28 protein-coding genes and 1 pseudogene are annotated in these 25,464 nt (G+C 66.2%); 7 read left to right on the top strand and 22 right to left on the bottom strand.

From position 1 onward, the window contains the following. Positions 1 to 254, top strand: a pseudogene (locus tag ACO1P8_RS04515) (methyl-accepting chemotaxis protein); the annotation flags it as partial. A gap of 234 nt (positions 255 to 488) precedes the next feature. Here the strand turns inward: ACO1P8_RS04515 and fliR are convergent. The 13 genes from fliR to fliF all read right to left on the bottom strand — a co-directional run bounded on the left by fliR (position 489) and on the right by fliF (position 11,920). Continuing rightward, positions 489 to 1,277: a flagellar biosynthetic protein FliR gene (gene fliR / locus ACO1P8_RS04510; RefSeq protein ID WP_486294719.1), complete on the bottom strand. Its 789-nt coding sequence runs from the start codon at positions 1,275 to 1,277 to the stop codon at positions 489 to 491. A gap of 22 nt (positions 1,278 to 1,299) precedes the next feature. After that, positions 1,300 to 1,569 (bottom strand): flagellar biosynthesis protein FliQ, encoded by a 270-nt coding sequence (fliQ, locus tag ACO1P8_RS04505; RefSeq protein ID WP_486294718.1) that lies wholly within the window; start codon positions 1,567 to 1,569, stop codon positions 1,300 to 1,302. 14 nt (positions 1,570 to 1,583) lie between these two features. Beyond that, positions 1,584 to 2,372: a flagellar type III secretion system pore protein FliP gene (fliP, locus tag ACO1P8_RS04500; protein ID WP_486294717.1), complete on the bottom strand. Its 789-nt coding sequence runs from the start codon at positions 2,370 to 2,372 to the stop codon at positions 1,584 to 1,586. A gap of 17 nt (positions 2,373 to 2,389) precedes the next feature. Continuing rightward, entirely contained in the window at positions 2,390 to 2,809 is a 420-nt protein-coding gene (fliO, locus tag ACO1P8_RS04495) for a flagellar biosynthetic protein FliO (RefSeq protein WP_486294716.1), read from the bottom strand. A gap of 7 nt (positions 2,810 to 2,816) precedes the next feature. Further along, complete coding sequence (fliN, locus tag ACO1P8_RS04490) at positions 2,817 to 3,353, bottom strand: flagellar motor switch protein FliN (protein ID WP_486294715.1); 537 nt, start codon at positions 3,351 to 3,353, stop codon at positions 2,817 to 2,819. Continuing rightward, positions 3,346 to 4,353, bottom strand: coding sequence for a flagellar motor switch protein FliM (gene fliM, locus ACO1P8_RS04485; RefSeq protein WP_486294714.1), 1,008 nt, complete (start codon positions 4,351 to 4,353; stop codon positions 3,346 to 3,348). The genes fliN and fliM overlap by 8 nt, the downstream gene beginning before the upstream one ends. 2 nt (positions 4,354 to 4,355) lie before the next feature. Beyond that, positions 4,356 to 4,949, bottom strand: a complete 594-nt coding sequence (locus tag ACO1P8_RS04480; protein WP_486294713.1) for a flagellar basal body-associated FliL family protein — start codon at positions 4,947 to 4,949, stop codon at positions 4,356 to 4,358. Positions 4,950 to 5,127: 178 nt separating this feature from the next. Next, a complete protein-coding gene (locus ACO1P8_RS04475) occupies positions 5,128 to 6,546 on the bottom strand; it encodes a flagellar hook-length control protein FliK (protein ID WP_486294712.1) in 1,419 nt (472 codons plus the stop codon). A gap of 17 nt (positions 6,547 to 6,563) precedes the next feature. Continuing rightward, positions 6,564 to 7,013 carry a flagellar export protein FliJ gene (gene fliJ, locus ACO1P8_RS04470; protein ID WP_486294711.1) on the bottom strand — a complete coding sequence of 150 codons (450 nt, stop codon included), beginning with the start codon at positions 7,011 to 7,013 and terminating at the stop codon, positions 6,564 to 6,566. Next, positions 7,006 to 8,478 carry a flagellar protein export ATPase FliI gene (gene fliI, locus ACO1P8_RS04465; protein WP_486294722.1) on the bottom strand — a complete coding sequence of 491 codons (1,473 nt, stop codon included), beginning with the start codon at positions 8,476 to 8,478 and terminating at the stop codon, positions 7,006 to 7,008. The genes fliJ and fliI overlap by 8 nt, the downstream gene beginning before the upstream one ends. Positions 8,479 to 8,495: 17 nt before the next feature. Then, positions 8,496 to 9,233, bottom strand: a complete 738-nt coding sequence (fliH, locus tag ACO1P8_RS04460) for a flagellar assembly protein FliH (RefSeq protein ID WP_486294710.1) — start codon at positions 9,231 to 9,233, stop codon at positions 8,496 to 8,498. Beyond that, positions 9,226 to 10,233 (bottom strand): flagellar motor switch protein FliG, encoded by a 1,008-nt coding sequence (gene fliG, locus ACO1P8_RS04455; RefSeq protein WP_486294709.1) that lies wholly within the window; start codon positions 10,231 to 10,233, stop codon positions 9,226 to 9,228. Before fliG ends, fliH begins: the two co-directional genes overlap by 8 nt. Next, entirely contained in the window at positions 10,223 to 11,920 is a 1,698-nt protein-coding gene (fliF, locus tag ACO1P8_RS04450) for a flagellar basal-body MS-ring/collar protein FliF (protein WP_486294708.1), read from the bottom strand. The genes fliG and fliF overlap by 11 nt, the downstream gene beginning before the upstream one ends. Before the next feature lie 293 nt (positions 11,921 to 12,213). Between fliF and fliE the strand changes: the two genes are divergently transcribed. Further along, positions 12,214 to 12,549, top strand: a complete 336-nt coding sequence (gene fliE / locus ACO1P8_RS04445; RefSeq protein WP_094841740.1) for a flagellar hook-basal body complex protein FliE — start codon at positions 12,214 to 12,216, stop codon at positions 12,547 to 12,549. Positions 12,550 to 12,628: 79 nt separating this feature from the next. Next, the gene (locus tag ACO1P8_RS04440) at positions 12,629 to 13,792 is read left to right on the top strand and encodes a putative bifunctional diguanylate cyclase/phosphodiesterase (protein WP_486294707.1); all 1,164 of its coding nucleotides are present in this window, start codon (positions 12,629 to 12,631) and stop codon (positions 13,790 to 13,792) included. 65 nt (positions 13,793 to 13,857) lie between these two features. On the opposite strand, the gene ACO1P8_RS04435 is transcribed toward ACO1P8_RS04440, so the two are convergent. The 7 genes from ACO1P8_RS04435 to ACO1P8_RS04405 form a co-directional block, all read right to left on the bottom strand. Next, complete coding sequence (locus ACO1P8_RS04435) at positions 13,858 to 14,694, bottom strand: flagellar brake protein (protein ID WP_486294706.1); 837 nt, start codon at positions 14,692 to 14,694, stop codon at positions 13,858 to 13,860. A 19-nt stretch (positions 14,695 to 14,713) separates the two neighbouring features. Further along, entirely contained in the window at positions 14,714 to 15,040 is a 327-nt protein-coding gene (locus tag ACO1P8_RS04430) for an EscU/YscU/HrcU family type III secretion system export apparatus switch protein (protein ID WP_486294705.1), read from the bottom strand. After that, on the bottom strand, positions 15,037 to 16,476 hold the full coding sequence (fliK, locus tag ACO1P8_RS04425) for a flagellar hook-length control protein FliK (protein WP_486294704.1): 1,440 nt from the start codon (positions 16,474 to 16,476) through the stop codon (positions 15,037 to 15,039). Before fliK ends, ACO1P8_RS04430 begins: the two co-directional genes overlap by 4 nt. A 157-nt stretch (positions 16,477 to 16,633) precedes the next feature. Beyond that, entirely contained in the window at positions 16,634 to 16,981 is a 348-nt protein-coding gene (locus ACO1P8_RS04420; protein WP_486294703.1) for a flagellar protein FliT, read from the bottom strand. Positions 16,982 to 17,029: 48 nt separating this feature from the next. After that, the gene (fliS, locus tag ACO1P8_RS04415) at positions 17,030 to 17,458 is read right to left on the bottom strand and encodes a flagellar export chaperone FliS (RefSeq protein ID WP_486294702.1); all 429 of its coding nucleotides are present in this window, start codon (positions 17,456 to 17,458) and stop codon (positions 17,030 to 17,032) included. Next, positions 17,458 to 18,870, bottom strand: a complete 1,413-nt coding sequence (gene fliD / locus ACO1P8_RS04410) for a flagellar filament capping protein FliD (RefSeq protein ID WP_486294701.1) — start codon at positions 18,868 to 18,870, stop codon at positions 17,458 to 17,460. The genes fliS and fliD overlap by 1 nt, the downstream gene beginning before the upstream one ends. Before the next feature lie 122 nt (positions 18,871 to 18,992). Further along, complete coding sequence (locus ACO1P8_RS04405; RefSeq protein WP_486294700.1) at positions 18,993 to 19,388, bottom strand: flagellar protein FlaG; 396 nt, start codon at positions 19,386 to 19,388, stop codon at positions 18,993 to 18,995. Between the two features lie 154 nt (positions 19,389 to 19,542). Here ACO1P8_RS04405 and folC point away from each other — a divergent pair, with 154 nt between their 5' ends. The 4 genes from folC to purF are packed head-to-tail and all read left to right on the top strand — an operon-like array spanning position 19,543 to position 23,890. Next, positions 19,543 to 20,853, top strand: a complete 1,311-nt coding sequence (folC, locus tag ACO1P8_RS04400; protein ID WP_486294699.1) for a bifunctional tetrahydrofolate synthase/dihydrofolate synthase — start codon at positions 19,543 to 19,545, stop codon at positions 20,851 to 20,853. Between the two features lie 47 nt (positions 20,854 to 20,900). Further along, entirely contained in the window at positions 20,901 to 21,827 is a 927-nt protein-coding gene (locus tag ACO1P8_RS04395; protein ID WP_486294698.1) for an SPOR domain-containing protein, read from the top strand. Then, positions 21,824 to 22,312 carry a CvpA family protein gene (locus ACO1P8_RS04390; protein ID WP_486294697.1) on the top strand — a complete coding sequence of 163 codons (489 nt, stop codon included), beginning with the start codon at positions 21,824 to 21,826 and terminating at the stop codon, positions 22,310 to 22,312. The genes ACO1P8_RS04395 and ACO1P8_RS04390 overlap by 4 nt, the downstream gene beginning before the upstream one ends. Positions 22,313 to 22,372: 60 nt before the next feature. Beyond that, complete coding sequence (gene purF / locus ACO1P8_RS04385; protein ID WP_486294696.1) at positions 22,373 to 23,890, top strand: amidophosphoribosyltransferase; 1,518 nt, start codon at positions 22,373 to 22,375, stop codon at positions 23,888 to 23,890. A gap of 76 nt (positions 23,891 to 23,966) precedes the next feature. Here purF and ACO1P8_RS04380 read toward each other — a convergent pair whose 3' ends face one another. Beyond that, positions 23,967 to 24,440, bottom strand: a complete 474-nt coding sequence (locus tag ACO1P8_RS04380) for a disulfide bond formation protein B (RefSeq protein WP_486294695.1) — start codon at positions 24,438 to 24,440, stop codon at positions 23,967 to 23,969. Between the two features lie 79 nt (positions 24,441 to 24,519). Then, positions 24,520 to 25,236, bottom strand: a complete 717-nt coding sequence (locus ACO1P8_RS04375; RefSeq protein ID WP_486294694.1) for a MarC family protein — start codon at positions 25,234 to 25,236, stop codon at positions 24,520 to 24,522. Between the last annotated feature and the right edge of the window lie 228 nt (positions 25,237 to 25,464).

Raw genomic sequence — 25,464 nt, 5'->3', positions numbered from 1 at the left:
CGGCGGCGTCGGAGGAGCAATCCAGCGGCATCGACCAGGTCAACCGCGCGGTATCGCAGATGGACGAAGTGACGCAGCAGAACGCGGCGCTGGTGGAAGAGGCGGCCGCGGCGGCCGGCTCGCTGCAGGAACAGGCGCAGCGCCTGGCCGAGGCGGTGGCGGTCTTCAAGATCAACGAAGGCCAGGTCATCGACGTGTCGGCGCAGCAGCTGGCGGGTGGCCCGGCGTTCGCGCAACCCTTGGTCAGCCACTGATAAACCGGTACGCAATATGCAAGGGCGGCCTCAAGGCCGCCCTTTTTTATCGGACGCGTGCCACGGGCCCGATTGCCGCCGATCGGCGTCGCGCATTCCAGCTGTTTGCGCGGATATCCACGGATATCCACGGATTGCCCGCTCCCGGCCTTCGTGGCCACGGTCCTTCCGTTTATTTGGATCGCGCGATGTCGCGCAGGCCGCCGGCCGTGCCCTGCCGTATAGCCGGCGATACTAGGTCCCGGCCAGCAATCCGGCTACCCGCTCCATGACGTTCACGCCTTCCTGGAACAGCGCGCTCAGGAATCCCGTGCTCTGCGGCAATGCAACCGCAAGCAGGATCACGCCGGAGATCAGCGTGATGGGGAAACCGACCGCGAACACGGACAGCTGCGGCGCCGCGCGGTTCAGGATGCCCATGGCCAGCTGGATCACCAGTAATGCGGAGATCAGGGGCAGGGCCAGCAGCAGGCCTGACGAAAAGACCTTGCTGCCCAGTTGCGCCAGGACGGCCCAGCCTTCCGGGTTGAGCGACGGCGTACCGATCGGCAGAATGGTGAAGGTCTTGATCAGCATGGCCAGCATCATCAGATGCCCGTTCACGCTCAAGAAAATCAACATGGCCAGGATGTTGAAAAGCCGCGCCAGGACTTCGGTGTTGGCCTGCGTCGTGGGGTCGAAGATGGTTGCCAGCGACAGGCCCATCTGCAGGCCGATGAAATCGCCGGCCGTCTGCACGGCCGCGAAGCAGATGCGCATGCAGAAGCCCATCGCAATCCCGATGAAAATCTGCTGCGCCAGGATCCACAGTCCCGCCAGCGATCCGGGCGGCACCGCCGGCATGGGCGGTAGCGACGGTGTGATCACCACCGCCAGCACGGCGGCCAGCCCGATCTTGGTCGTGCGCGGCGCGGCGGTTTCGCCGAGCAGCGGCGCGACCCCGATCAATGCCAGCAGGCGCGCGAAGGGCCACAGGAATGTGTTGATCCACCCATACCACTGATCCAGCGTAAAGTTGATCATGGCGCGAGGGACCGGGCGCGCGTCACGACACCAGGTTGGGAATCTGGTTCATGATCTGGCGGATGTAGTCCGTCATCATGCCGAGCAGCCAGGGACCCAGCAGGATCAGCGTGGCGGCAACGGCCACCAGCTTGGGGATGAAGGACAACGTCATCTCGTTGATCTGCGTGGCGGCCTGGAACACGCTGATCAACAGGCCGACCAGCAGCGTAACCAGGAGCAGGGGCCCGGCCACGATCAGGATCATGCGCATGGCCTGGTACGTCATCGTCATTACGGTTTCGGCATCCATGCCATGGCCTCCGGTTACTGGTAGAAGCTGCGGGCCAGCGACCCCAGCAGCATGTGCCAACCGTCGGCCAGCACGAACAACATCAGCTTGAACGGCAGCGACACCGAAATCGGCGGCACCATCATCATGCCCAGGCCCATCAGGACGCTGGCCACGACCATATCGATGATCAGAAATGGAATAAAGATGGTGAAGCCGATCTGGAACGCCGTCTTCAGTTCGCTGGTGATGAAGGCCGGCACCAGGATCTTCATCGGTACCGCCGACGGGTCGTCCAGCGGCGGCTGGTTGGTCAGGTTGGCGAACAGGGAGAGATCCGTTTCGCGGGTCTGGTGCATCATGAAGGTGCGCAGCGGCTGCGAGCCCCGGTCGATGGCGGTCTCGAACGAAATCGCGCCATTGGACAGCGGCTGGTAGGCGTCCTTGTAGATCTGGTCGAATACCGGCGACATCGTGTAGGCCGTCAGGAACAGGGCCAATCCTACCAGGACCAGGTTGGGCGGCGTGCTCTGCGTGCCGAGCGCGTTGCGCATCAAGCCGAGCACGATGATGATGCGGGTAAAGCCCGTCATCATCAGCAGCGCGGCCGGGATGAAGGTCAGCGACGTCAGCATCAGCAGCGTCTGCACGCTGAGCGAATACGTTTCGCTGCCGTTCGGGCCGGGGGTCGCGGTCAGCGCCGGCAGGGTGGCCTGCGCCGACGCCGCCAGGGGCAGGCAGGCCACGGCCAGCAATGCGAGGATCGTCAGCACATGGCGCAGGGCGCCTGCTTCGCCGAACCGCGCGCGGAATAAACGTGTCATGGGGACATCCAGCCGTATCAGCCCCGACGCAGCGCCTGGCCCAGTCTGCTGGCGAAGGACGCGTCCTCCGGCAGTCCGGACGGCGTCGCTTCGGTGCGTCCGGGCGCGGTTTCCGCGGGCTTGCCGCTCCGGCGCGCCAGGAAAGAGGCCACCAGGGCGGTGGGCGCCTGGGGCGCCGGCACGGTCGCGCCGGCGGGAAGCGTGTGCAAGGGATTCATCTGGCCCGCGGTCACGCCGACCACGACCCAGGTGTCCGCCACTTCCACCAGCACGATGCGCTGGCGCGGTCCCAGGTTCAGGCTATCGACGATGCGCATCGTGCCTCCGGTCGCGCGTCCGGCCAGGCCCGCGCGGCGCGCCAGCCAGCCGCAGGCGAGGATCGCCGCGACGACGACGGCCAGGCCCACGATGACACGGAAGGAAGCGGCGTCGGCCATGGCGGTTTCAGCGCCGGCCGTTCAGTCGGTTGATGCGCTCGGCCGGCGTAATGATGTCGGTCAGGCGGATGCCGTATTTGTCGTCCACGACGACGACTTCGCCCTGGGCGATCAGGTAGCCGTTGACGAAAATGTCCATCGGCTCACCCGCCAGGCCGTCGAGCTCGACCACCGATCCCTGTCCCAGTTGCAGCAGGTTCTTGATGGTCAGGCGGGTACGGCCCAGCTCCACCGTCAGCTGCACCGGCACGTCCATGATCAGGTCGATGTCGGCGGTCGACTTCTCGCTGGAGCCGGTCAGCGGCTTGAAAACCGACGCGGCGGCAGGCTTGGCGGCCGAAGCGGCCGGCGCGGTGGCGGCGGGCGTCGAAGCGGCGGTCTGCTCGGCCAGGGCATCCGCCCAATCGTCGGCGGGTTTCAGGCCGTCGGCCTGGGTGGGCGGGGCGGTGCGCGACTGCTCGGCCAGGGCGTCGGCCCAGTCGTCGCTGGCGCTGCCCGCGGCGGGCTTGCTTTGATCGGGCCGCTCGGCGTTCTGATCAGTCATGGTCGGGGGCCTCGTTCTCGGGATCCACAGGGGTAAGCAGTTTCTGTACGCGCAGCGCGTACTGGTTGTTGAACACGCCGTATCCGCATTCCATGACGGGCACGGCGTCCACGTGGGCCACGACGGTTTCCGGCACTTCGACCGGCAGCACGTCGCCGACCTTCATCTTCATCAATTCGCGTATCGACGACGGGATGCGCGCGAACTCGGCGATCAGTTCCACGTCGGCGCTGCGGATCTGGCGCGACAACTGCCGGGCCCAGCGCTGGTCCACCGCCTCGAGCGTGGTTTCCTGCAGAGGGCGGATCAGGATGTCCCGCACCGGTTCGATCATGGAATAGGGCAGGCAGATGTTCAGGTCGCCGCCCGTGGCGCCGAACTCGATGTGGAAGGGCGTTACCACGACGACTTCGTTCGAGCCGGTGATGCTGGCGAACTTCGTGTGCATTTCCGAGCGCACGTATTCGAACTCGACCGGATAGACCGCTTCCCAGGACTTGCCGTAGCTTTCCAGCGTCAGGTTCAGCAGGCGCCGGATGATGCGTTGTTCCGTGGTGGTGAAGTCACGGCCCTCGACGCGGGTATGGTAGCGGCCATCGCCGCCGAACAGACTGTCGATGACCAGGAAGACCAGGTTGGGGTCGTAGCTGAACAGGGCGGTGCCGCGCAGCGGCTTCATCTGCACCATGTTCAGGTTGCTGGGCACGGGCAGGTTGCGCTCGAAATCCGCGTACTTCAGTATGCGGATCGACCCGACCGTGATGTCGGCGTTGCGGCGCATGAAGTTCAACAGCACGTTGCGCATGTGGCGCGCGAAACGCTCGTTGATCAGTTCGAGCGTCTGCATGCGCCGGCGCACGACGCGTTCGGGCGAGCTCAGGTCGTAGGCGCGTACGCCGTCCTGGCTTTCCTGACTGGTTTCCTTGCCGTCGCTTTCGCCGGTGACGCCCGCCAGCAGGGCGTCTACTTCGTCCTGCGATAGGAACGCCTCGTATGCCATGCTTATTGCACCACGAATTCGGTGAACAGGACGTCGGTGACGAACTGTCCGTCGGGCAGGGGGGCAAAAGGCCGGTTGACGACCTTCATCACCGCGTTGGCTAGATCGACCTTGCCCTGCGGGCTTTGCACGCTCTCGGGCGTCTGCGCCGACAGCAGCATGAGGACGCGGCTGCGCACTTCCGGCATGTATTTCTCGATACGCTGGCGCGACTGTTCGTCGGACACGCGCAGCGTCATGGCGATATGGACCAGGCGTTCGCGGTCGGGGCTCTGCAGCGTCACCGTAAAGGGCGTGATGGGAATGAAGATGGGGGCGGGCACCGCCTGCGGCGTTTGCGGCGGCGCGACGAAGGTCGTCGGCGTGGCGCCCGCCGGCGCCGCCTGTTGCGGCTGCCCCACGTTGATCTGCACGGCGGAGTTGGCCGCGCTGCGTTGTGAGCGGGTGGTAATCATCCAGGTCGTGGCGACACTGGCGGCGGCGACGATCAGGAGTACCAGCAGGCCGATGATCGGGCGCAGGAACCGCGACGAGCCGCTGTTGCGCATCGGCAGGGTACTCCGCGACGGCAGGGTGGAGGTTTTGGATGTCGCCATCTTTGATGGTGGTTGATTTACCGGGAAAACGGATAGGGAATATCCGAGTGCATTTTGCCTGACTTGTGGGGCCAGGACCTAAGGGAAAAACAGGGCGAAAACTGGGTATCTCCGCCTATTGCTGGGAAGCCTCCCGTGGAGGTCGCGCGGCGCCCGGCGCGTGATGCCCGGCCAGGCTTCATGCGAAGGTATCGACCAGGCCGGCGTTGGCGCGCCGCGCGCTGGGGATCGCGATTTGCACCGTGTCGGCGGTATCGGCCCGCGACGGGGCACTTTGCCCGGCGCCCTGGCCCGGACGGTCGCTACCCTGGTGCATGCCGCCGAAGCCGGCCTGGGCGCCATGGTCGCTGACATTGGCCTGGCCCAGCGAGATGCCGGCCTGCGCCAGCGTCTGCTGCAACTGGGGCAGGGCCGATTCCACCGCCTGACGCACCGCGGCGTGCGCCGATACGAAAGAGGCCTCGGCCACACCGTCGCTGAGCTTGATCGTCACGCGCAGCGGACCGAGGTCGGGCGGATCCAGGCGCAGTTCGGCGGTGTGGGAATCGTTGCCCGCCCGATGCGTCATCAGCACCAGTTGGCCGCCCAGTTCCGCGCCCCACTGCGGCTGTCCGACCGGGGTCTGGATGGCCGGGGCAGGTGCGGCGCTGGTCCCGGCCGGGGCCGCCAGGGCCTGCCAGGCATTGGCCAGCGCTTGCGTCATGTCGGCCTGCGGCGCATGGGCGGTGCCGCGCGGCGCCGTGGCGGTGGCGTCGGCGATGCTTTCCTTGTCGGCCGCGCCAGACTTGCCCTCGGCGGGGTTGACGGGCGCATCGTCCTGGATGCTCGCGCGCGTCTCGCCGGCACCCGTGTCCATGGCGCTGGCGCCAGCGGTGCCGGCGGGTTCGGCCGTTCTGCCGTTCGCATGCCGGCCCTGGGTGCCCGGCACGGGCTGATGCGCGCCCGGCGTCGCGGTGCGCGGCGCCGTCGACGTGTTGCTGCCCAGTACCTGGCCGGCGGCCGGGTCGGGCGTGCCGGCCAGGGCGGGCGAGCCCGCCTGCGCCGCGGCGGGCTCATCGGTGGGCGCCGTTGCGACCGGCCCGTCCGTCGCGGCGGCGGATATGGCCGGCAGGGACTGCGCGGATGGCGCCGGCGATGTCATGCCTCCGGTGCCGGCGGCAGCGGCGCCGCCGGTATCGGCGGCGCGCGCGGGGCCTTGGCCCGCCGTACCCGCCTGGGCGGCGTCAGGCTGTCCGCCCTGCAATTGCATGGACATCGTCGCGATGGCCAGCGCCTGCTGCGCCAACGACGGCGCGGCGTCGGCGGAAGCTTCGCCAGCGGTTTTGTCGTCGTCCTTCTGGCCGGCGTCCACGCTTGCGCCGTCCTTCGACGGCGTGGCCCCATTCTTTGGATCGGTGGCCGGTGCATCCGCCGTGGCCGGAGGGCCGGCGTCCGCGGACGCCGCAGCGGCATCCTGGCTCGCGCGCTGGCGCGCCATGACGTCGGAAAAACGGGATGCGTCGTTGCCGTCGCGCGGTCCGCGACCGTCGGATGCGGAAGTACCGGCGGCCTTGCCCGAAGGCGTGGCCACGGCAAGCATGGCAAGCGGGGAGGTCATGGTGGGCATCCTTTTGTTCAATGCAGTCCTCCGCCGCCCCGAACCAGGCGCGCGGAATACTCGTCATTCAGTCGTTGTTCCCGGCGCGCGTCCTCGCGCGCCAGTACCTGCTGGCGGCGCTGCGCCAGCGCGTCGAAGGAATTCAATTTGCGGCGCTCCTCGCGCCACCGTTCCTTGCCTTCTTCCAGATGCACCGCCGCCTGTTCCAGTACCGCGCGTTGCTGGTCGATCGCGTCGTCCAGTGTGGCGATGAAGCGCTGGTAGTTGTGGCAGTCGGCCGCGGACATGCCGGTCATCATGGCGTTCTGCAGGCGTTGCAGATAGTCGGCGCGATAGTCGTTCAGCATGCTCAATTGCTGTTCGGCATTGTTGCGCGCGACATGCAGGCCGCCGAGCTGCTTGGCGGCTTCGTCCGTGTGATCCTTGGCCAGCGAGATCAGCGTATCCAGCGGGAGTTGGCTAGGCATGCGATTCACCTGTCTGGAGGGTAAATTGCAATTGGGCGATGGCGGTGGCGTAGTCCACTTTCTCGCCGACGTTCTGCTGCAGGAAGGCTTCGAGCCTTGGATAGCGCGCGATGGCGTCGTCCAGGGCAAGATCGTGGCCGGGGGCGTAGGCGCCCACGGCGATCAGGTCGCGGTTGCGCTGGTAGCGCGAGACAACCTGCTTGAAGCGGCGCACCACGGCGAATTGTTCCGTCGTGATGAGCGAGTTCATGGCGCGCGAGATCGATGCCTCGATGTCGATCGCCGGGTAGTGGCCGGCTTCGGCCAGATGGCGCGACAGGACGATGTGGCCGTCCAGGATGGCCCGTGCCGAATCGGCGATGGGATCCTGCTGGTCGTCGCCCTCGGCAAGCACCGTGTAGAAGCCGGTGATGGATCCGGCCTTGCCGGTGGGGCCGGGCGATCCCATGCCGGCGCGTTCGACGAGCGCCGGCAGGCGGGCGAAGACGGATGGCGGATATCCCTTGGTGGCCGGCGGTTCGCCGATGGCCAGCGCGATTTCCCGCTGCGCCATGGCGTAGCGCGTCAGCGAGTCCATGATCAGCAGCACATCCAGTCCCTGGTCGCGGAAGTGTTCGGCGATGCGCGTCGCATATGCGGCGCCTTGCAGGCGCAGCAGCGGCGATACATCGGCCGGCGCGGCGACGACGACGGAGCGGGCCAGCCCTTCGGGGCCCAGGTTGTGTTCGATGAATTCCTTCACTTCCCGGCCGCGTTCGCCGATCAGTCCCACCACGATAACGTCGGCTTTCGTATAGCGCGCCATCATGCCCAGCAGCACGCTCTTGCCGACACCGGAACCCGCGAACAGGCCCATGCGCTGGCCACGGCCGACCGTCAACAGGCCGTTGATGGCACGCACGCCGACGTCGAGCACCGTATCGATGGGCGCGCGCGATAAGGGATTGATGGGAATCGCCGACAAGGGCGCCTGGTCAGCGTGGACCAGCGGGCCGAGATCGTCGAGCGGCCGCCCGCCGCCATCCAGCACCCGGCCGAGCAAGGCATTGCCCACGGGCAGGTGGCGACCCAACGCCGGTTTGGCATTGCCATTCAGCACGGCCTTGCGGGGCAGGGGAATCTGCCGCTGCAGCGGAGGTTCGCCGGGCACCACGCGGGCGCCGGGCGGCAGGCCCGAGATATCGGATTGCGGCATCAGGTAAAGCGTATGGCCGTCGAAGCCGACCACTTCGGCATCGGCCCAGTGGTCATGGCCGGGCGCGATCTCGATGCGGCAGACGGCGCCCACCGGCAGGCGCAGGCCGGTGGCCTGGAGCACCAGGCCTGTGGCCCGCGTGACCCGGCCCGTTGCCAGCCAGGGGTCGGTGGAGTTGGCACGGATGGAGCCGATCTGCAGTTGCGTGACCCACCGGTCCACGACCGGAATGGGGGCGCCGGACACCGCTCCCATGGCCGCACCGGCCATCTCCGCCTGATGGTCGCTCATTCGGCGGCCTCCAAGGGCATATCCCGTCCCAGCGACGCCGCCACGCGGCGCCAGCGGGTCTCGAGCGTGGCGTCGATTTCTCCCAGCGACGTCTCGGCGCGGCAGCCGCCGCGGGTGATGGATTCGTCAGCCAGGACGCGCCAGTGACCGGTCCGGAGTTCCTCCGCCAGATGCAGCCGCACCAGTTCCATGTCCAGCGGATGCAGCCACAGGCGCAAGGGCGCGCTGGCGGTCGGATTCATATGCAGCACTTCGCGCACGGCCGTCAGCAGGGACTCCGGTTGTGTCGTGACGGTCGTGCGCACGACCTGACGCGCAATATCCAATGCCAGGGTCAGCAGTGCCTGGCCCGTTTTTTCTTCCAGCTGCGCCAGGGAAGAGGCCGTGGCCGACAGGATCGCGCGAAGGCGCTCGGCCTCCTCGGCGCCTTGCCTGCGGGCATCCGCCAATCCTTGCACGTGCCCTGCCTGCCGGCCTTCTTCCAGGCCCTGGTCGTAGCCACGCGCACGGCCCTCGGCGATCCCCAGGTCGTAGCCTTCGGCGCGGCCTTCCGTCAGGCCCTGCTCGTGGCCGGCACGGCGGGCCTGCTCGCGGACCACGCGCGGATCCGGTCCCGGGTCCGGTCGCACTTCGGGCACGTTGGCGACCGCGTCCTGCTCCTCGAACGACGCCAGGCGCCAACGCTGCCACGATGCGCCGGCGGACGACGCGGGGACGGCGCGGCGCTCAGACATACGCGTCGTCTCCCTGGCCGCCCAACACGATCTGCCCGCTTTCGGCCAGGCGGCGCGCCACCAGCAGGATCTTCTTCTGCTCGGCCTCGACCTTCGACATGCGGATCGGGCCCTGCGCTTCCAGGTCTTCCCGCAGCATTTCCGCCGCACGGCTGGACATATTGCGCAGGAACTTGTCGCGCAGATCCTCGACGGCTCCCTTGAGCGCCACCATCAGCGTGTCGTTGTCGACCTCCTTCAGGATCAGCTGGATGCCGCGGTCCTCGACATCGAGCAGGTTCTCGAACACGAACATTTCGTCGACGATCTTCTGCGCCAGGTCCGAATCGCGTTCGCGCAGGCTGGCCACGACAGTCTCCTCGTCGGAGGAGTTCATCATGTTCAGGATCTCCGCCGCGGTGCGTACCCCGCCCATCTTGCTGCGCTTGGCGCCCTGGCCCGCCAGTACGGCGTTCAGCGTTTCGGTCAGCTCCGACAGCGCGGCCGGCTGCACACCGCCGAAAGTGGCGATGCGCAGCATCACATCGTTGCGCAGGCGTTCCGTCAGGCGCGTAAGCACGGCGGCGGCGCGGTCGCGCTCCAGGTGGACCAGGATGGTGGCGATGATCTGCGGGTGTTCGTCGCCGATCAGCTCGGCCACGATGTGCGGATCCAGCCAGTTCAGCGCATCGATGCCGCTGCCGCTGTCGCCGGCTTCCAGGATGTCCTCGATCAGCCCCGCGGCGCGGTCGCTGCCCAGGGCCTTGGTCAGCACGGAGCGGATGTAGTCGTCGGACCCCAGCGTGACGGCGATGAACTGATCGGCTTCCTGGCGGAATTCCTCCAGTACTTCGGCCACGTCCTCGCGCGTCACCTGCTTGAGCTGGGCCATGGCCGCGCCTACCTGCTGCACCTCGCGCGCGCTCAGGAAACGGAAGACCTCGGCCGCGGCGTCCTCGCCCAGGGACATCAGCAGCACCGCTGCCCGGGTCATGCCATCGATGGGTTTATCACTTGGCATCTTTGCTCATCCAGGTACGCAACACCATGGCCACTGCGCGCGGGTCTTTGCTGGCCATATCGCGGGCGCGTTTCATGTTGTCCTCGAAACGATCCATTTCCTTGGCCCTGGCATGCTCCTGGGCCTCGCGCACCGCTTCCTGCCGTTCGATCTCGGCCACTTCCGGGTCGATCGGCGGGTTCATATAGCGTTCGTAGATGGGCCGCACCAGGGAACGCCACACCCATATCGCCAGTATCGCGAGTACGAGCCAGCCCAATGCCGTCTTGGCCAGGGATATATTGGACGGATCCTTCCACCACGGTGTCGTCGGTTCGGCATCGTTGAACTGGCTGTTGACCACGTTCAGCGAGTCGCCGCGCGCCTCGGAATAGCCCATCGCTTCCTTGACCAGCGTGGTCAGCTTGTTCAGCTGGTCGGCCGGCATGGCCTTGGGCTCGCCATCCTTGTCGGGCAGGTAGTTGATGACCACCGCGACCGACAGGCGCTTGACCGAGCCGACCGGCTGCTTGATATGGCTGATGGTGCGATCGACTTCGTAGTTGGTCGTGTTCTCGCGGCGTGTGGTCGACGGACCCTGCTGGGCGGCGGTGGCGGTCTGCGCCTGGCCGGCCTGGCCCTGACCCTGGGCCTGGCCCGGCTGCTGCTGGGCGCCCGGCTGGCCGGGACGCTGGCCCGGCTGCGTCGCGGGGGGATTGGCGATGGGCGCCTGGGCGGCGGCTGGCGGTTCGTTGCTCAACGCACCGGGCACGCCCTGGGCGGGGTTGACGCCGTTCTGCTGGGAATCGTTGGTCTGCTGGCTGCGCACGGCGGCCTGGCCCGGTTCCTGGTTGGGCCGGTAGACTTCCGACGTTTCCTCGCGCCGGGAAAAATCCATATCGACGCTGGCCTGGGCGTGGACGTTACCCGGGCCCACCAGGGGGTTCAGGATGGCCAGGATGCGTTCGACGGTGCGCTGCTCGGTTTCGCGCACGTAGCGCGTCTGGTCGGCGTCCATGCCGCGGCCTTCGCCGCTGGGCGAGGACAGCAGTCGGCCGTTCTGGTCGACGATCGACACATTGCCGACCGTCAGTTCCGGGACGCTGGAGGCCACCAGCCACGAAATGGCCGATACCTGGGAGTCACCGATACTGCGGCCGGGGTACAAAGTCAGGATGATCGATGCCGTCGGAGGACGACGGTCGCGCACGAACAGGGTCTGGCGCGGCAGTGCCAGGTGCACCCGGGCATGCTGCACGGCGTTCATGGATTCGATCGAGCGGGCCAGTTCGCCTTCCAGGCCACGCTGGTAGTTGATCTGTTCGGTGAACTGGCTGGCGCCGAAGCGGGTATTGTCCAGCAGCTCGAAGCCGACCGAACCGCCGCGCGGCAAACCCTGTCCTGCCAGCTGCAGGCGCGCGTCGTAGACTTTTTCGGCGGGCACCAGGATCGCGGTCCCGGTTTCGTTGAAGCGATAGGGCACGTTCATCTGGTTCAGGGCGGCGACGATGGCGCCGCCGTCCCGGTCGTCCAGATTGGAGAACAGTACCTTATAGTTGGGGTCGCGTCCCCACATCACCGCCGCCACGATGAGCGCGACGACCGCCGCCGCCGCTCCCAGCAATAGCGGTTTCGGGACGGTCCGCAGCTTCTCCAGCACGGGAAACCGGGACATCAGGGACGAAGTCAGTGTGGCCTGCTGGTTCATCGGCTGCCCCCGCTCGCCAAACGGCGCGAGTTCCGGGGATGTACGTGGGGGGAGGGCAAGTTACACATGCAACGTGCTTCGGGTATCGGAGCGTGGATTATGGCCGGGGGGGACGACATCCCAAGGGCAGAAAAACCTGGGTTTTTGGCGTCATTTGCCATTTATGTCTTGCGCGATACAAGAGCCGCGCGTCAAGAAGCCGAAATATCGGGTTTTTTGACTTCATTTGTGCCATATGAGGATGGCCGCGGGACGGTAGTCTCTCGCCACCGACAATAAAGGATAGAGTTGCCATGGCAATAGCCGGACTGGCTGGTATCGAAAACATGCTGGAGCAGATGCGACAGGTCGTTCGCGTCGCGCAGGACGGCACGCCGGACGGCGTGGGCGGCGCGGGGCAGGTTGGCGACGGTTTCGCAGCGGAGCTTCAGCGATCCCTGAAGCGGGTATCCGGCGCGCAGACTGCCGCCGTGACCCAGGCCAAGGCGTTCGAGCTCGGCGCCCCCAATGTTTCCTTGAACGACGTCATCGTGGATATGCAAAAAGCCAACGTCGGATTCCAGACGGCGGTGCAGGTGCGCAATCGCCTTGTGGCGGCTTACAAGGAAATCTCGTCCCTGTCGGTGTGAGACTTGCCGGTTTTGTGCAAGAATCCTGCCCGTGCGGCACGCTTCGGACTAATTCCGTTATCGCCGTCGACGGTGTGCGATGCTTGACACTCTTACATTGCTTGTCGTAGCCGTAATCCAGTTCGAGATCATCGGCGTCGTGCTGCTGACGACATGGTTCATCTCCCGGCGCGCGCGCGGCGCCCTGGGGGGCGGCGGAGCCATGGCGCTGATCGCGGCGATGTGCCTGTTGCCGGTCTGGTATCTATGGGATGCCGGTATCGCCCAAATCGCCGGGTTTCATTGGATACTGCTTACGTTGATCGTAGTGGTGCCTTCCGGCCTGCTGCTTTTCCTCGCACTGCACCTGGTGCGCTCGGAAGCCATTCTGCGCGCCGTGCGCATTACGCGCAGCGGCCAGAGCGTGCTCGGCCTCTCGCAGGTCGCCGATTCCGAGGCCCTGGAAGAGGACCTGCGCCAGGCCATGCAGGAAGCGGGGCAACTTTATGTCCACTATCAGCCTATCTACAGCGCCGGTACCCGCACGCTGGTCGGCTTCGAGGCGCTCCTGCGCTGGAACCACCCGCATCGAGGGTTGGTCGCGCCCATGCAGTTCATTCCGCTGGCGGAACAGACGGAACTGATCGTGCCGCTGGGCGCCTGGGTGCTCGAAACCGCCTGCGCCGAGGCGGCCACCTGGCCGGAACCCTGGTATCTGTCGGTCAATCTTTCACCGGTGCAACTGGAGAAAATCCAGCTGGTGCGCGATGTGCGGGCCGTCCTGGATCGCACCGGGCTGGCCGCCGAACGGCTTGAACTGGAGATTACCGAAGGCGTGCTGGTGGCGGCCGAGGGCGGCGAGATCTCGCGCCTGGCCGAATTGCGCCGCGCGGGCGTGCGGATCGCCATCGACGATTTCGGAACCGGCTATTCCAGCCTGGGCTATCTGCGCCAGCTGCCGTTCGACACTATCAAGATCGATCGGTCTTTCGTGCGCAACCTGGAAAGCGATTCCAGTGCCCAGGCCATCGTCGGTACCATCGTCGAACTATCTCGCCGCCTGAATCGCGAGATCGTCGCCGAAGGCGTGGAGACGGAAGGGCAGTACGCCATCCTGAACGCGCTGCAATGCCACCGCGTGCAGGGATGGCTGCTGGGCAAACCCATGCCCCCGGAAGAGATTGCCGTGCACTATTTCCCCACCACCCCCGAGGAAGCCGAAGTCCGGGAAGTGCCCTGGGTGGACGGGCCGGACACGGCTTAGGGCGGAACGGGCGCACGCCCCGCCCGGGCCAAGCCGGGGCGGCATCGGGCGCAAGGCGCCTTGGATCAGTTTGCCGTGCGCGCTTTTTCCAGGCGCCACACCACCTGTTGCAGCCACGCTTCCTGGCGTCCGTTCAACGCGGCGAATTCCGCGCCGATATGCGTCAGCGGATCCTGGATGCTCAGGCTGGGGCGCAGGGGCGGAGCAGCGCCGGTGGCCGCCGACGAGGCCGGGTCCGCCGCGTTCTCGTCGGCCGCCGGCAACGGCTGGCCGGACAACGGGATCACCGTGCGGACCTGCAGGTCCGTCGTGATGTTGCCGAAGTCGCCGAAGTCCAGGTAAACCTCTTCCATGATGGCGCCCGCGGCCGGTAGCTCGGCCGCCATGCGCTCCACCCGCAGCCCGATACCTTCCACCGAAATGTCGCGGACCGCGAATAGGATGGGCTTGGACTTGGGGTCCGGGCGCCATTGTCCGGCGCAGCGTACCGTGGTGCCTATGATGGACGCGCGGAACAGCTTGCGCCGCTGGATGCGCGAGACACGTTCCGGCAAGGGCGATACGAAGGCCGCGCTGCCATCGTCGAAGCGCACCAGTTCGGGGCGCGGGACCCGGAAGTGGATCTGGACGCCGCCGTAGCCGTTGCCGTGGAATTGCAGCACGGTGCCGACACGCAGGCCGCGGCTATCGTTGGCGGCGAAATCCGAGCCGGCGAAATCGCGCGGGCGCCAGAAAAAATGATCGGTTTGCTTGTCGATGCCCAGCACCAGTATGGCGGTCTCGCGATCGGCGGCGTCGCGGACCAGGGTGGTGCAGTCCTGGTGGGTAAGTTCGAAGATGGCGGAGCGTATTTCCTCCGGCCGCGTCAGCAGAAAGTCCGGTTCAGGCTCTTTCAACGGCATGGCGATTCCAGCGTAGAGATCAATCGATTTTGTTGGGTGGCATGCCCGGCAGCGCTTTGTCGGGCCTTGCTTCGAGTCGGTAAAGCCACGCCAGAAGCTCGGCGACCGCCAGGTACAGCTGGGGCGGTATGTGCGCGTCAAGGTCCACCTGCATCAACAGGCCGACCAGTTCTGGCGACTGATGTACGTACATGCCGTTCTCGCGCGCCGTACGTATGATCGTGTCGGCGAGCGTTCCATAGCCCTTGGCGACGACGCGCGGCGCGGCCTCGCCATCCTGGTAGGAGAGGGCGACCGCGGCAGGGCGGGCCGCCTCATTGTCGCCCGCGGAAGAAGGCTGGCTCATGGCAGGGGTTCCGGTTCGGGCGCGTGCGCACTGACGGACAATTGGGCCAGCTGCAGGCCGGCGTTTTCCAGGCGGTGGCGCAGGTCGTTGCCGCCGGCGGCGATCTCGCTCTGGCTCTCGGGCGCGACGATCTGCAAGGCCAGCCGCTGGCCGGACAAGGAAAGGCTGACCTCCACGGTTCCCAGACGAGGCATGCTCAGAACCATCCGGGTCGACCAACCCGCGGGCGTGTCGGCGGCCGCATAGGCGTTTTCGTCGCGCGGCTCGCGCCGGATCTCCCACCACATGTCCGTGCCAGGCCAAGCCGTGCCTTCCCATGCCAGCGTCTGGTTGGCCAATACCTCCAGTTGCTGACGCACCAGCAGCGTGGCATCGGGGTGAATGCCGGGCGGCGGGGCGGGCGCATGGCCGGGCGTGGATGCCGACCAGGTCGATACCGTACCGCCGGCAGGCGATCCATCGGCCTGCGCCATGGTGGGCGCGGCGCTGGTGGGCAGGTTGAAGCGGGGGTTGTCCGCCAGGATGGACTGCTTGGGCACCGGCGTCTGGATGGACTGGGCCTGCCCGGGATCCAACGCGGCTTGCGGCTCGCCGCGCAGCTGGCCGATGCCGCGCTGCCCATAGGCGACGTCGCTCAGGTGCGATTCGTAGAACAGCCCGCTGTTTTCGATGGCTTGGCGCAGCGCTTGGGCTAGCGGGCCGGGTTGCGGGCCGCTGGTACCCAGGGCCGTCGCGCGCGCCGCATCCGCGCCCTGCGCGCCTGCGCTTTGCCGTGGAGCCGCGGCCGTACCGGCTGGATCATCGGCGGGCAGCCGTGCGGCCCGCGCAGCGGCGGCCTGGTCCGCGCCGCCTGCCGCGGCATTGCGCGCGGATCCCGCGGACGCGTTCATTCCGGGGTCGTCCGCTCCGGCATCCTGCTGTCCGCCATCATCGCCCGGCGGACCCTGCACGGCCTTCGGTCCGTCCTGGGTCGTGCCCGCGTGGGCGGGACGTCCGCCGGCACCTTGCGGTGCGCCGTCGCGGCCGGCATCCGGTCCCTCTTCGTTGGACCATAAAGGGGCCTTACCCGCCAGGGCGGGTGCGCTTTCGGGATACTGGGCCAGCAATGTCAGGATGACGCGCGCCGTCTGTCCCAACGTGGTGGGGGCGGACGGGGTGGTATCGGTGCTGACGAATCGGCTGCGCAGCGCGGCGGCCAGATCGGCCTGTTCGGCGGCTTCGCGCAGCGCGGCGCGTTCGCGTCCGGTCAGGTTGCCCAACTGGTCGGCGCCTCGGCCCTGCGGATCCGGGCGCAGGCCATCGGCGCCGCCGGGTGGAATAACCGCGTCGCGCAAGGTCGTCCCGTTGGCGTTCCCGTGCTGCGCCAACTGCGTTCCCAGCACGGCGTCCAGCCGCTGCACCAGCAGCGAACTGAGCGCGGTAGGGCCCACGCTCATTGCCGCACCCTCGTGTCGCTACACGGCGCCTCCCCGAGGAGGGGAGTGTTCCCTTCGGGCGGCCGGGCGGGAACACGAATGGGTGTACCCACCTGTCGCTTCGCGACATCCTCCCCGAGGGAGGGAGTGTTCCCTTCGGGCGGCCGGGCGGGAACACTCATGCCACCGGCGCCTTGAATCCATAAGCGTTGAGGGCGGCTTGTTGGCGTTTCATGCGGCCCAGAAGGTCGCTCATGCGCGCCAGTTCGGGGATCGCGAGATCGCGGGTGTTGGCGTCGTTCTCGAGGATCTGCACGAGCATGTCATGCTTCTGGCGGCGTTCCGCGTCGTCCAGCGGCTCCGTCACACCGATGGTGCGCAGGCGTTCGACCATCTCACAATATGTTTGCCCGAACTGCAGGACGCTGCTCCAGTCCTGAGCGCGGGCGGAATTCAGCATTGCCGCGGTGATCGCGACGATCTCGCGATAAAGCTCAAGAATGATTTGCGGGGACTGGGACGACATAGATGGCCTTGTGGAGGCGACTGGTGATGTTTATTAGGGTCGCGGGGATCAGGTCCTGGCGGCTTCGCCGGGGCGATCCACCGATGTCTGCCACGCTTCCTGAAGTTGGGCGAGCAACGTGTCGGCCGTTTCCAGCAGCGCAGGGTCTGCTTTCAGATTGGCATTGATCAGGGTGCGGAGAACATAGTCGTACAGGTTGTTCAAGTTGGCGGCGACTTCGCCGCCGGCTTCCAGGTCTAGCGCCTGCTTCAAACCTTCGTCCACCAGCCGGATCGCCTTGCTGAGGGTGGCGGCGCGCGCCGCGCCATTGCCCTGCTCGATATGGATGCGCGCCTGGCCGATGGCCGCGCGGGCGGCCGTGTAAAGCAGCGTGATCAGCCTTTCCGCGCTGGCGCTCATCACCTGCGTTTCGAGTCCTACATCCGCGTACGAGCGCACGGAGTAGGCGTTATCGGGACGGCGGGATGCGTAGGCCATTATTTGTTCGAATTCGAAAGAGCGGCAAACTGCTGCGTCAGGTAAGAACTCGTGCTGTTCATTTGGGCGACGAAGGCATCGAGCTGCACGAACTGCGCGCGGGTATTGGCGATATCGGCGTCGATACGGTCGTTCACGCTGTCGTACTGGTCCTGCAATGACTTCTGCGTCGCCGTCAGTCCGGTCGTTCGCGTGTCAAGCAGGCCGCCCGTGCCCAGGATGCCCGTGATCGCGGTGCCGAGGCTGGTGCCCAGGGCGGTCAGGATGTCGCCGACATCCTTGGGGTTGCTGGAAAGCGAGTCGTTCAACGAATGCAGGTGCGTGCTGTCGATCGTATTCAGGTTCAGGGTCAGCGTACCGTCGCTCGGGTTGGTGGTAATGCCCAGGTCCTGGATCGTCTTCAGCGTGTCCGTACCGGAGGCCAGCACGCGCAGCGCGCCGGATAGCGTGGACGAAATGGAACGGGTGGTGCTGTCGCCGGTCAGCGCCGACCCCTGGTTCGTCGTGGGATCGTACTTGGTCAGCGACGTCACCAGCGTCTGCAGGGTGTTGTAGGCACTGACAAAGCCCTGCACCGCCGTGACGACGCCGGAGGAGTCGGTCGCGACGTTGACCGTCACCGGGCCCGTTGTCACGTCGCTGAGCGTGATGGTGACGTTGTCGATATTCTTGTCCAGCGTATTGGAGCCACTGACGATCTGGACGCCGTTGATGGTGGCCTTCGCGTCGGTCGCCTCTTCCTGTTGCGTCATGCCGCCGGTGGGCGTCGCCGATGCGTCGTAGCCGATGGCGTTCTGGATGTCGGCATTGGTCGAGGTGATTGTGGTCACCGCCGCCTTCGTGCCCGTCGACGACGATGTCAGCTGCAGGTAGCTATTGCCGTCGCCATCGGTCAGGATGGCCGCCGTCACGCCGGCTTTGTCGTCCGCATTGATCGCCTTCGCGATGCCGTTCAGCGAAGTGTCCTTGCTGACGTCGATGGTCTTGCTGGTGCCGTCGGCCAGCGTCACGGTGATGGTGCCGCCAGTGCCGATCTTGGCGGTGCGGTCCGCGATTGCGCCGGACTTCAACTGTTCCGCCGTGGCCAATTGATCGACCGTGATCTTGTACTTGGCCGGCGTGGCGCCAGCCTGAGTCTTGACGGTAAACGCCGTGCTGTCGCCGACGATGGTCGCCGTCGTTGCGTTATAGGTTTTGGGATCGGCCAGCGTGGTCGCCGCCGTCTGCAGCGTTTCGATCGCTTGTTGAAGGGTGCCGTAGGCGGAGAGCTGGGTGGTGACCAGCGTCTGCTGGTTCTGGATGGGAACCAGCGCCAGCTTCTCATTGTCCTGCAGGCTGTCCAGGATGCCCTGCAGGTCCAGGTTCGAACCGGAACCGAGAGATGTGATCGGCGGAAGAGAGGAAGTGGCCATCGTGCTGTTTCCTTGATGCGCTTATTCTGTCAAACACCCGGCCGGCCCGATACGTCGGGCAAGCGGCATAAGGCGGGCTTGTTCGGTGCTTTCCGTGAATGCCGGTAAGGAAGGGCGCCTGCTCAGGCGCTGGTTTCCACCCCGCCTCCTTGCAATTTGGTGATCATTTTGGCGATGTTCAGCACGGTTTCGCTGGGGATCGTCCTGAGGACGTCCCCGGTTTTCGAGTCCTTGATGGAAACTACCACCCGATGAGTGTCGGGATCGATGTCGAACTGCATTTGCGTCGACCACGCTTCCATTTGCTCGTTGATTTTCTGCAGCGCGCGGTCCAGCGGCAACTGCTGCTCCGACGACTGGCCGGAAAAGCCTCCGCCGGTGGACGCGCCACCCGTGCCGGCGCCTTTTTGGGCGTCTCCGGCCGGGGTTGCCAGAACGGCGGCATCGGGCAGCGGTGCGGGATTTGCCTCGGCGGGCTGGACCGGGAGGGCCGCGGGGGCGATAGGGCTGACAGCCATAAGGACTCCACTTTCTGCTGTGCGTCGATGACGCGGGTTTCTGGGTAGACAACCTCGTAACGGCAGCTCTGCGGGAAACTTTAGCCTGACGGGACAGCCTTATCCGGAAGCCGCCCCTGTTAAAATCCGGTTTGCTTCAGCTCGATTTTCCGCCATGTCCCTTTCCGTCCGTCCGGCCGCCGATGCCACGCTCTCCCAGTGGCTGGCATACCTGGAATCGCTGCATCCGAAAACCATCGATCTCGGCCTGGATCGGGTCCGCCAGGTGGCGCAGCGCCTGCGGATCGAATTGGACTGCGTCAAGATCGTCGTCGGCGGCACCAACGGCAAGGGGTCCACCTGCGCCATGCTTGAGGCCATGCTGCTGGCGGCGGGTTTCAGGACGGGCTTGTATACCTCTCCGCATCTGATCGATTTCAACGAACGCGTGCGGGTAAATGGCGAACTCGCCTCGGACGCCGACCTGGTGGCGCAGTTCCAGGCGGTGGAAGCCGCGCGGGGCGATACCTCGCTGACGTATTTCGAATTCACCACACTCGCCGCCCTGCGGCTGTTCGCGCAGTCCAGGCTGGACGCAGTGGTACTCGAAGTGGGCCTGGGCGGCCGCCTGGATGCCGTCAATATCGTCGATGCCGATTGCGCCGTCGTGACCAGCGTGGACCTGGACCACATGGATTGGCTGGGCGACACCCGCGAAAAGATCGGCTACGAAAAAGCGCACATTTATCGTCCCGGTCGGCCCGCCATCTGCGCCGACCCCGTGCCGCCGCAAAGCCTGCTCGACCATGCCGCGGCCATCGGCGCCGACCTGTGGCTGTTCGGGCGCGATTACAACTATTCGGGCGATCGCCAGCAATGGGCCTATGGCGGTCGCGCCCAGCGCCGCAGCGCGCTGGCATATCCCGCCTTGCGCGGCGCCAATCAGCTGCTGAATGCCGCCGCCGCTCTGGCCGTGCTGGAAGCCCTGCGCGACCGTCTTCCGGTACCGCAGCAGGCGGTGCGGCAGGGCTTGCTGCAGGCCACGCTGCCCGGCCGCTTCCAGATACTGCCGGGCCAGCCGACCGTCATCCTGGACGTCGGCCACAATCCGCACGCGGCAGCCGTCCTGGCGCAGAACCTCGACAACATGGGATTCCATCCTTATACCTACGCGGTGTTCGGGATGCTGAATGACAAGGATGTGGCGGGCGTGGCGGCCAAGCTGGCCGGCCGTATCGACCGCTGGTATTGTGCCGGCCTGCCCGGGCCGCGCGGCGGCAGCGGCGATGGCCTGGCCGAGCAGGTGCGCGCAGCGCTGCCGGCCCCCGGCGCCGGGGACGACGTGCCATTGATCGCCGCCTATGCCGATCCGGCCGCGGCCTATGCCGCGGCGCGCGCCCAGGCGGGCGAGGGTGATAGAATCGTGGTGTTCGGATCGTTCTTCACGGTCGCCGCCGTGCTCCAGTCGCTGGGGCGTAAATCCTGAGTTTTCCACCGCGCATCGGCGCGCCGGCTGCAAGGAATTCGTGCTTCATGGGCTTGTTTAATCGGAAAGATTCCGCAGCCGACGCGCAGACGGGCCGGCCGCGCCCGTCCGTATCCAGCGAGGCCCAGGCGGCCGAGCTCCGTTCCCGGGCGCGTCGCCGCCTTGCCGGCGCTGTCGCCCTCGTGCTGGCGGCAGTCATCATCCTGCCGATGGTGCTGGATTCCGAACCGTCGCGTGTCAGCGACGATATCCCCATCCGGATTCCTGACCGCAACTCGCCATACCAACCGCCGGTTTCCGACCCCCAGGCACCCGCCGCCGATAATGGCGCCGCCAGTGGCGCGACGCCTGCCACGGCGGGCGTCGCCGCGCCTGCGCCTGCCACACCGCAGGGCCAGGCAGGGGGCCAGTCGTCCCCGACGGGACAGCAGCAGGATAGTACCGGGCAACAACAGGCAGGCGCCTCGCCGCCCCCGGCCCAAGCCCGCTCGGATGCCTCTCGCGGCGCCGATCCAGCGCATGCCGATGCGGGACGCGCCGCGCCGCGTCCGGACACGCGCACAGAGACCAAACCCGAAAGCCGGCCGGAAAGCCGGCCCGAAGCCAAACCCGCCGCCAAGCCGGAGCCGACCCCCCGTACCGACGACGGCAGCAAAGCGCTGGCGCTGCTGGAGGGCCGAGGCACGGCGCCCAGCGCGCCGAAGACGGCCCCGGAAGCCCGATCCGGCGCGGACGCCAAGGGCAATTTCGTGCTGCAGATCGCGGCATATACCACCCAGACCGACGCGCAGGCGCGCCGCGACAAGCTGCACGCAGCCGGCGTCACCAATGCCTTCGTCCAGGAAGCCAACGTCGGCGGCAAACAGCAATACCGGCTGCGCGTGGGGCCGTTCCCCTCGCGTGAGGCGGCCCAGGCGGCCCAGGCGAGGCTGCGCACCCTGGGCTATGACAACGGTTTCATTGCCGCGCAGTGACCGGGTTCGATTTCGTCGTGCTGGCGATCATCGCCGTATCGGGGCTGTTGGGGCTGGTGCGCGGTCTGCTTAAGGAAATCCTGTCGCTGCTGGCGTACATCCTGGCTTTCGTGGCGGCAATCTGGTGGGGGCCCACGGTGTATGGCTGGCTCGCTCCGTGGATCGAAACGACGGTGCTGCGCATGGGCGCGGCCTATGCCGCCGTGTTCCTCGTCGTGCTGCTGGGCGTGGGGCTGGTCAATATGACATTGTCCGCGCTCATCCGTACGACTGGCCTGTCGCCGGCGGATCACGGCCTGGGCGGCTTGTTCGGGCTGGTACGGGGCGCGCTCATCGTGCTCGTACTGGTGACGGTTGCCGGTTATACGCCGCTGCCCCAGGAGGCCTGGTGGCGCGACGCGATGTTTTCCCATACGGCCACAGAAGCCGTCAAACATACCAAAGTGTGGCTTCCGCCTTCGCTGGCGTCGATGCTGCCATATTGAACGTGGCCGCTTTGCCGCCATATTTCGGATAGAACGCAGTAGGATCAACAGGAAATTGCCATGTGTGGAATCGTAGGGGTCGTAGGGCGCGGGCCGGTCAACCAGCTGCTCTACGACAGTCTGCTGCTACTGCAGCATCGGGGCCAGGACGCAGCCGGCATTGCCACCGAACAAGGTAGTCAATTCAACCTTTACAAGGCGCATGGCCTGGTGCGCGATGTTTTCCGCACCCGCAACATGCGCGCGCTGCCGGGCACCAGCGGGGTCGCGCAGGTACGCTATCCCACCGCCGGCTCCAGCGCCAGCGAAGAGGAAGCCCAGCCTTTCTACGTCAATGCGCCGTTCGGCATCATGATGTCGCACAACGGCAACCTGACGAACTGGCGCGAATTGCGCGAATCCCTGTTCCGCATCGACCGCCGCCACATCAACACCAATTCCGATTCCGAGGTCCTGCTGAATGTGCTCGCGCACGAATTACAGTCGGCGGCCAGCGGTATTTCCCTGGACGACGATGCGATGTTCCGCGCCGTCGCGGCGGTGCACCGCCGTGTGCGCGGCGCCTACGCCGTGGTGGCGCAGATCGCCGGCTATGGGCTGCTGGCTTTCCGCGATCCCTACGGCATACGCCCCCTGTGTATCGGCCGGCAGGAAACCGAGCAGGGCGTCGAATGGATGGTTGCCTCGGAATCCGTTGCCCTGGAAGGCAGCGGATTCAACTTCGTGCGCGACGTGGCTCCCGGCGAAGCCGTATTCATCGACCTGGACGGCAAGTTCTATAGCCGCCAGTGCGCCGAAAACGCCCAGCTCGTTCCCTGCATTTTCGAATACGTTTACTTCGCCCGCCCCGATTCGCTGATGGACGGCGTTTCCGTCTATGACGCCCGTCTGCGCATGGGGGAATACCTCGCCGACAAGGTGGCGCGCAGCCTGCGCCTGGGCGACATCGACGTGGTCATGCCCATTCCGGACTCCTCCCGTCCCGCTGCCATGCAGTTGGCCGCGCGGCTGAACCTGGATTACCGGGAAGGCCTGATCAAGAACCGCTACGTCGGTCGCACTTTCATCATGCCCGGCCAGGCCGTGCGCAAAAAGTCGGTGCGGCAAAAGCTCAACGCCATCGGCCGCGAATTCCAGGGCAAGAATGTTCTGCTGGTCGACGATTCCATCGTGCGTGGCACGACCAGCCGTGAAATCGTCGATATGGCACGTGCCGCCGGTGCCAATAAGGTGTTTTTTGCCTCCGCTGCGCCGCCGGTGCGTTTTCCCAATGTCTACGGTATCGACATGCCGACGCAGCGCGAGCTGATCGCCACCGGTCGCAGCGACGAGGAAATCGCGCGCACCATAGGCGCCGACGCGCTGGTGTACCAGGACCTCGCCGATATGCAGCAATCGGTGCGCGACCTGAATCCGGCGATGTCCCGCTTCGAGGCATCCTGCTTCGACGGCCAGTACATCACCGGGGATATCACGCCGGAATATCTCGAGCGCCTGGGCCAGAGCCGCAGCGAAACCGACGAAGAGTCGCGCGGAGGCCTGTTGTTCAACATGGGCTACGCCGCCAACGACGCCTGAACCGACGCGCCGACGCGGGGATCCGCCACACTGGCTGCGGTGGATCCGGCGCCTGCCGGCGCGTCACGGCGCGGCGTCAGGCGCGCTTGAACAGCGCGCGCAGGCTCAGCAGCGCCAGGATCGCGAACAGCGCCAGGCTCCACAGGGCGTATTCGACGCCCAGCACCTTTACCGTGGCATCCATGCAGGTTGCGTAGATGCCGAAGACGGATGGCACCGCGGCATCCAGTCCGCTACCGGCAATGAATTTGTCCGCGAAAGTCTGCGCGCACGACAGCAGCTTCGACGCGACGGTGTATTGGTAATAGGCGGCCCATATCCCGCACACCGCCAGGATAAGCGCGAGCAGCGCTCCCACTTTCCGCAGGGCCGGCCCCGCGAACGCCAGGACCAGGCATACGACGCCGATCACGATATAGATCAGGCGCTGCAGTACGCACCATGCGCAAGGTTGCAGCCCGAAGACGTATTGGGACACAAGCGCGATGCCGACGGCGCCGAAAGCCAGGATGGCAATCAGTGTCAGCGTGCGTTGCGAAGTCGATGGCATGACGGTTTCTATCCTGTGACGGGAAACGGAAGGGGGCGCGGCCGCCGCGCACGCGTGATGCGTCGCGGCGACGGGCCGGCTAATTCCGGCCGACGGCCGGGACCTGAGTGTAGGCTTCGACAAGCACACTCAGCAGGAGTTCGTGCACGCCGTCCCAGACGATCTGCACGCCCAGGCACAACAGTACGAAGGCAGAGAGCCGCATGAAGACGGCGGTGCCGTTATCGCCCAGGCGGTAGAGGAACTGGGCGGCAAAGCGCAGGCACACGTAAAGCGTCAGGGACGTGATCAGGATGCCGGGCAGCGAACCCGCCAATTTGACCAGGCTGACGATGCGGTCCGGCTCGCGCAGCGATGCGCCTACCGTGATGGCCGCCGCGATGGAGCCCGGGCCGCAACTGATGGGAAACGTCAGGGGATAGAAGGCTCGCGCCCTGGCCATTTCCGGGGTGAAGGATTCCGCCGCGCGCGCCGCGTTGCGGGCGCCGGCGTCGGGAGAATTCACCAGCCGCCACGCGCTGGTGATGACCAGCAGGCCCCCGCCGACACGGACAATGGCCAGCGACAAACCGAAAAAAGTCAAAAGAACGTTGCCGGCCACCATCGCGATGGTCAGCATCACGCCCACGTTGATGGCGACGCGCTTGGCCAGGGCCGTCCGCGTCGCGCTGGAGGCGCCTTCGGTCAGCGTCCAGAAGATCGGCGCGACCGCCGGGGGATTCAGGAAGGGCAGCAGCGTGGCCAGCGCGAATAAAAAACTACGGCCGAAGACCAGCAGATATTCGTGCAGGAACATGGATAAAAGTGGCCGGGCCGAATGGACAAGTGGCGATTGTAGGGGGACGCAACCCTTTCCGCCATGCCGGCATGGCGCTAATCGGACGTTCACTTCCGCCGTCGGGATGATGGAATTTTCCGCTGGAGAACATTCTGATAGCGGTTGCCGAACGATGGCCGAGGGCCGCGACCGCGACGGGAGAGGATGAGGCGGGCGCAGCAGGGACGGGCGCAGAATCAGGGGCGG

Source organism: Bordetella sp. (assembly GCF_057362025.1).
The sequence above is the reverse complement of the archived record's forward strand: the minus strand, read 5'-3'. Positions and strand labels throughout refer to the sequence as shown.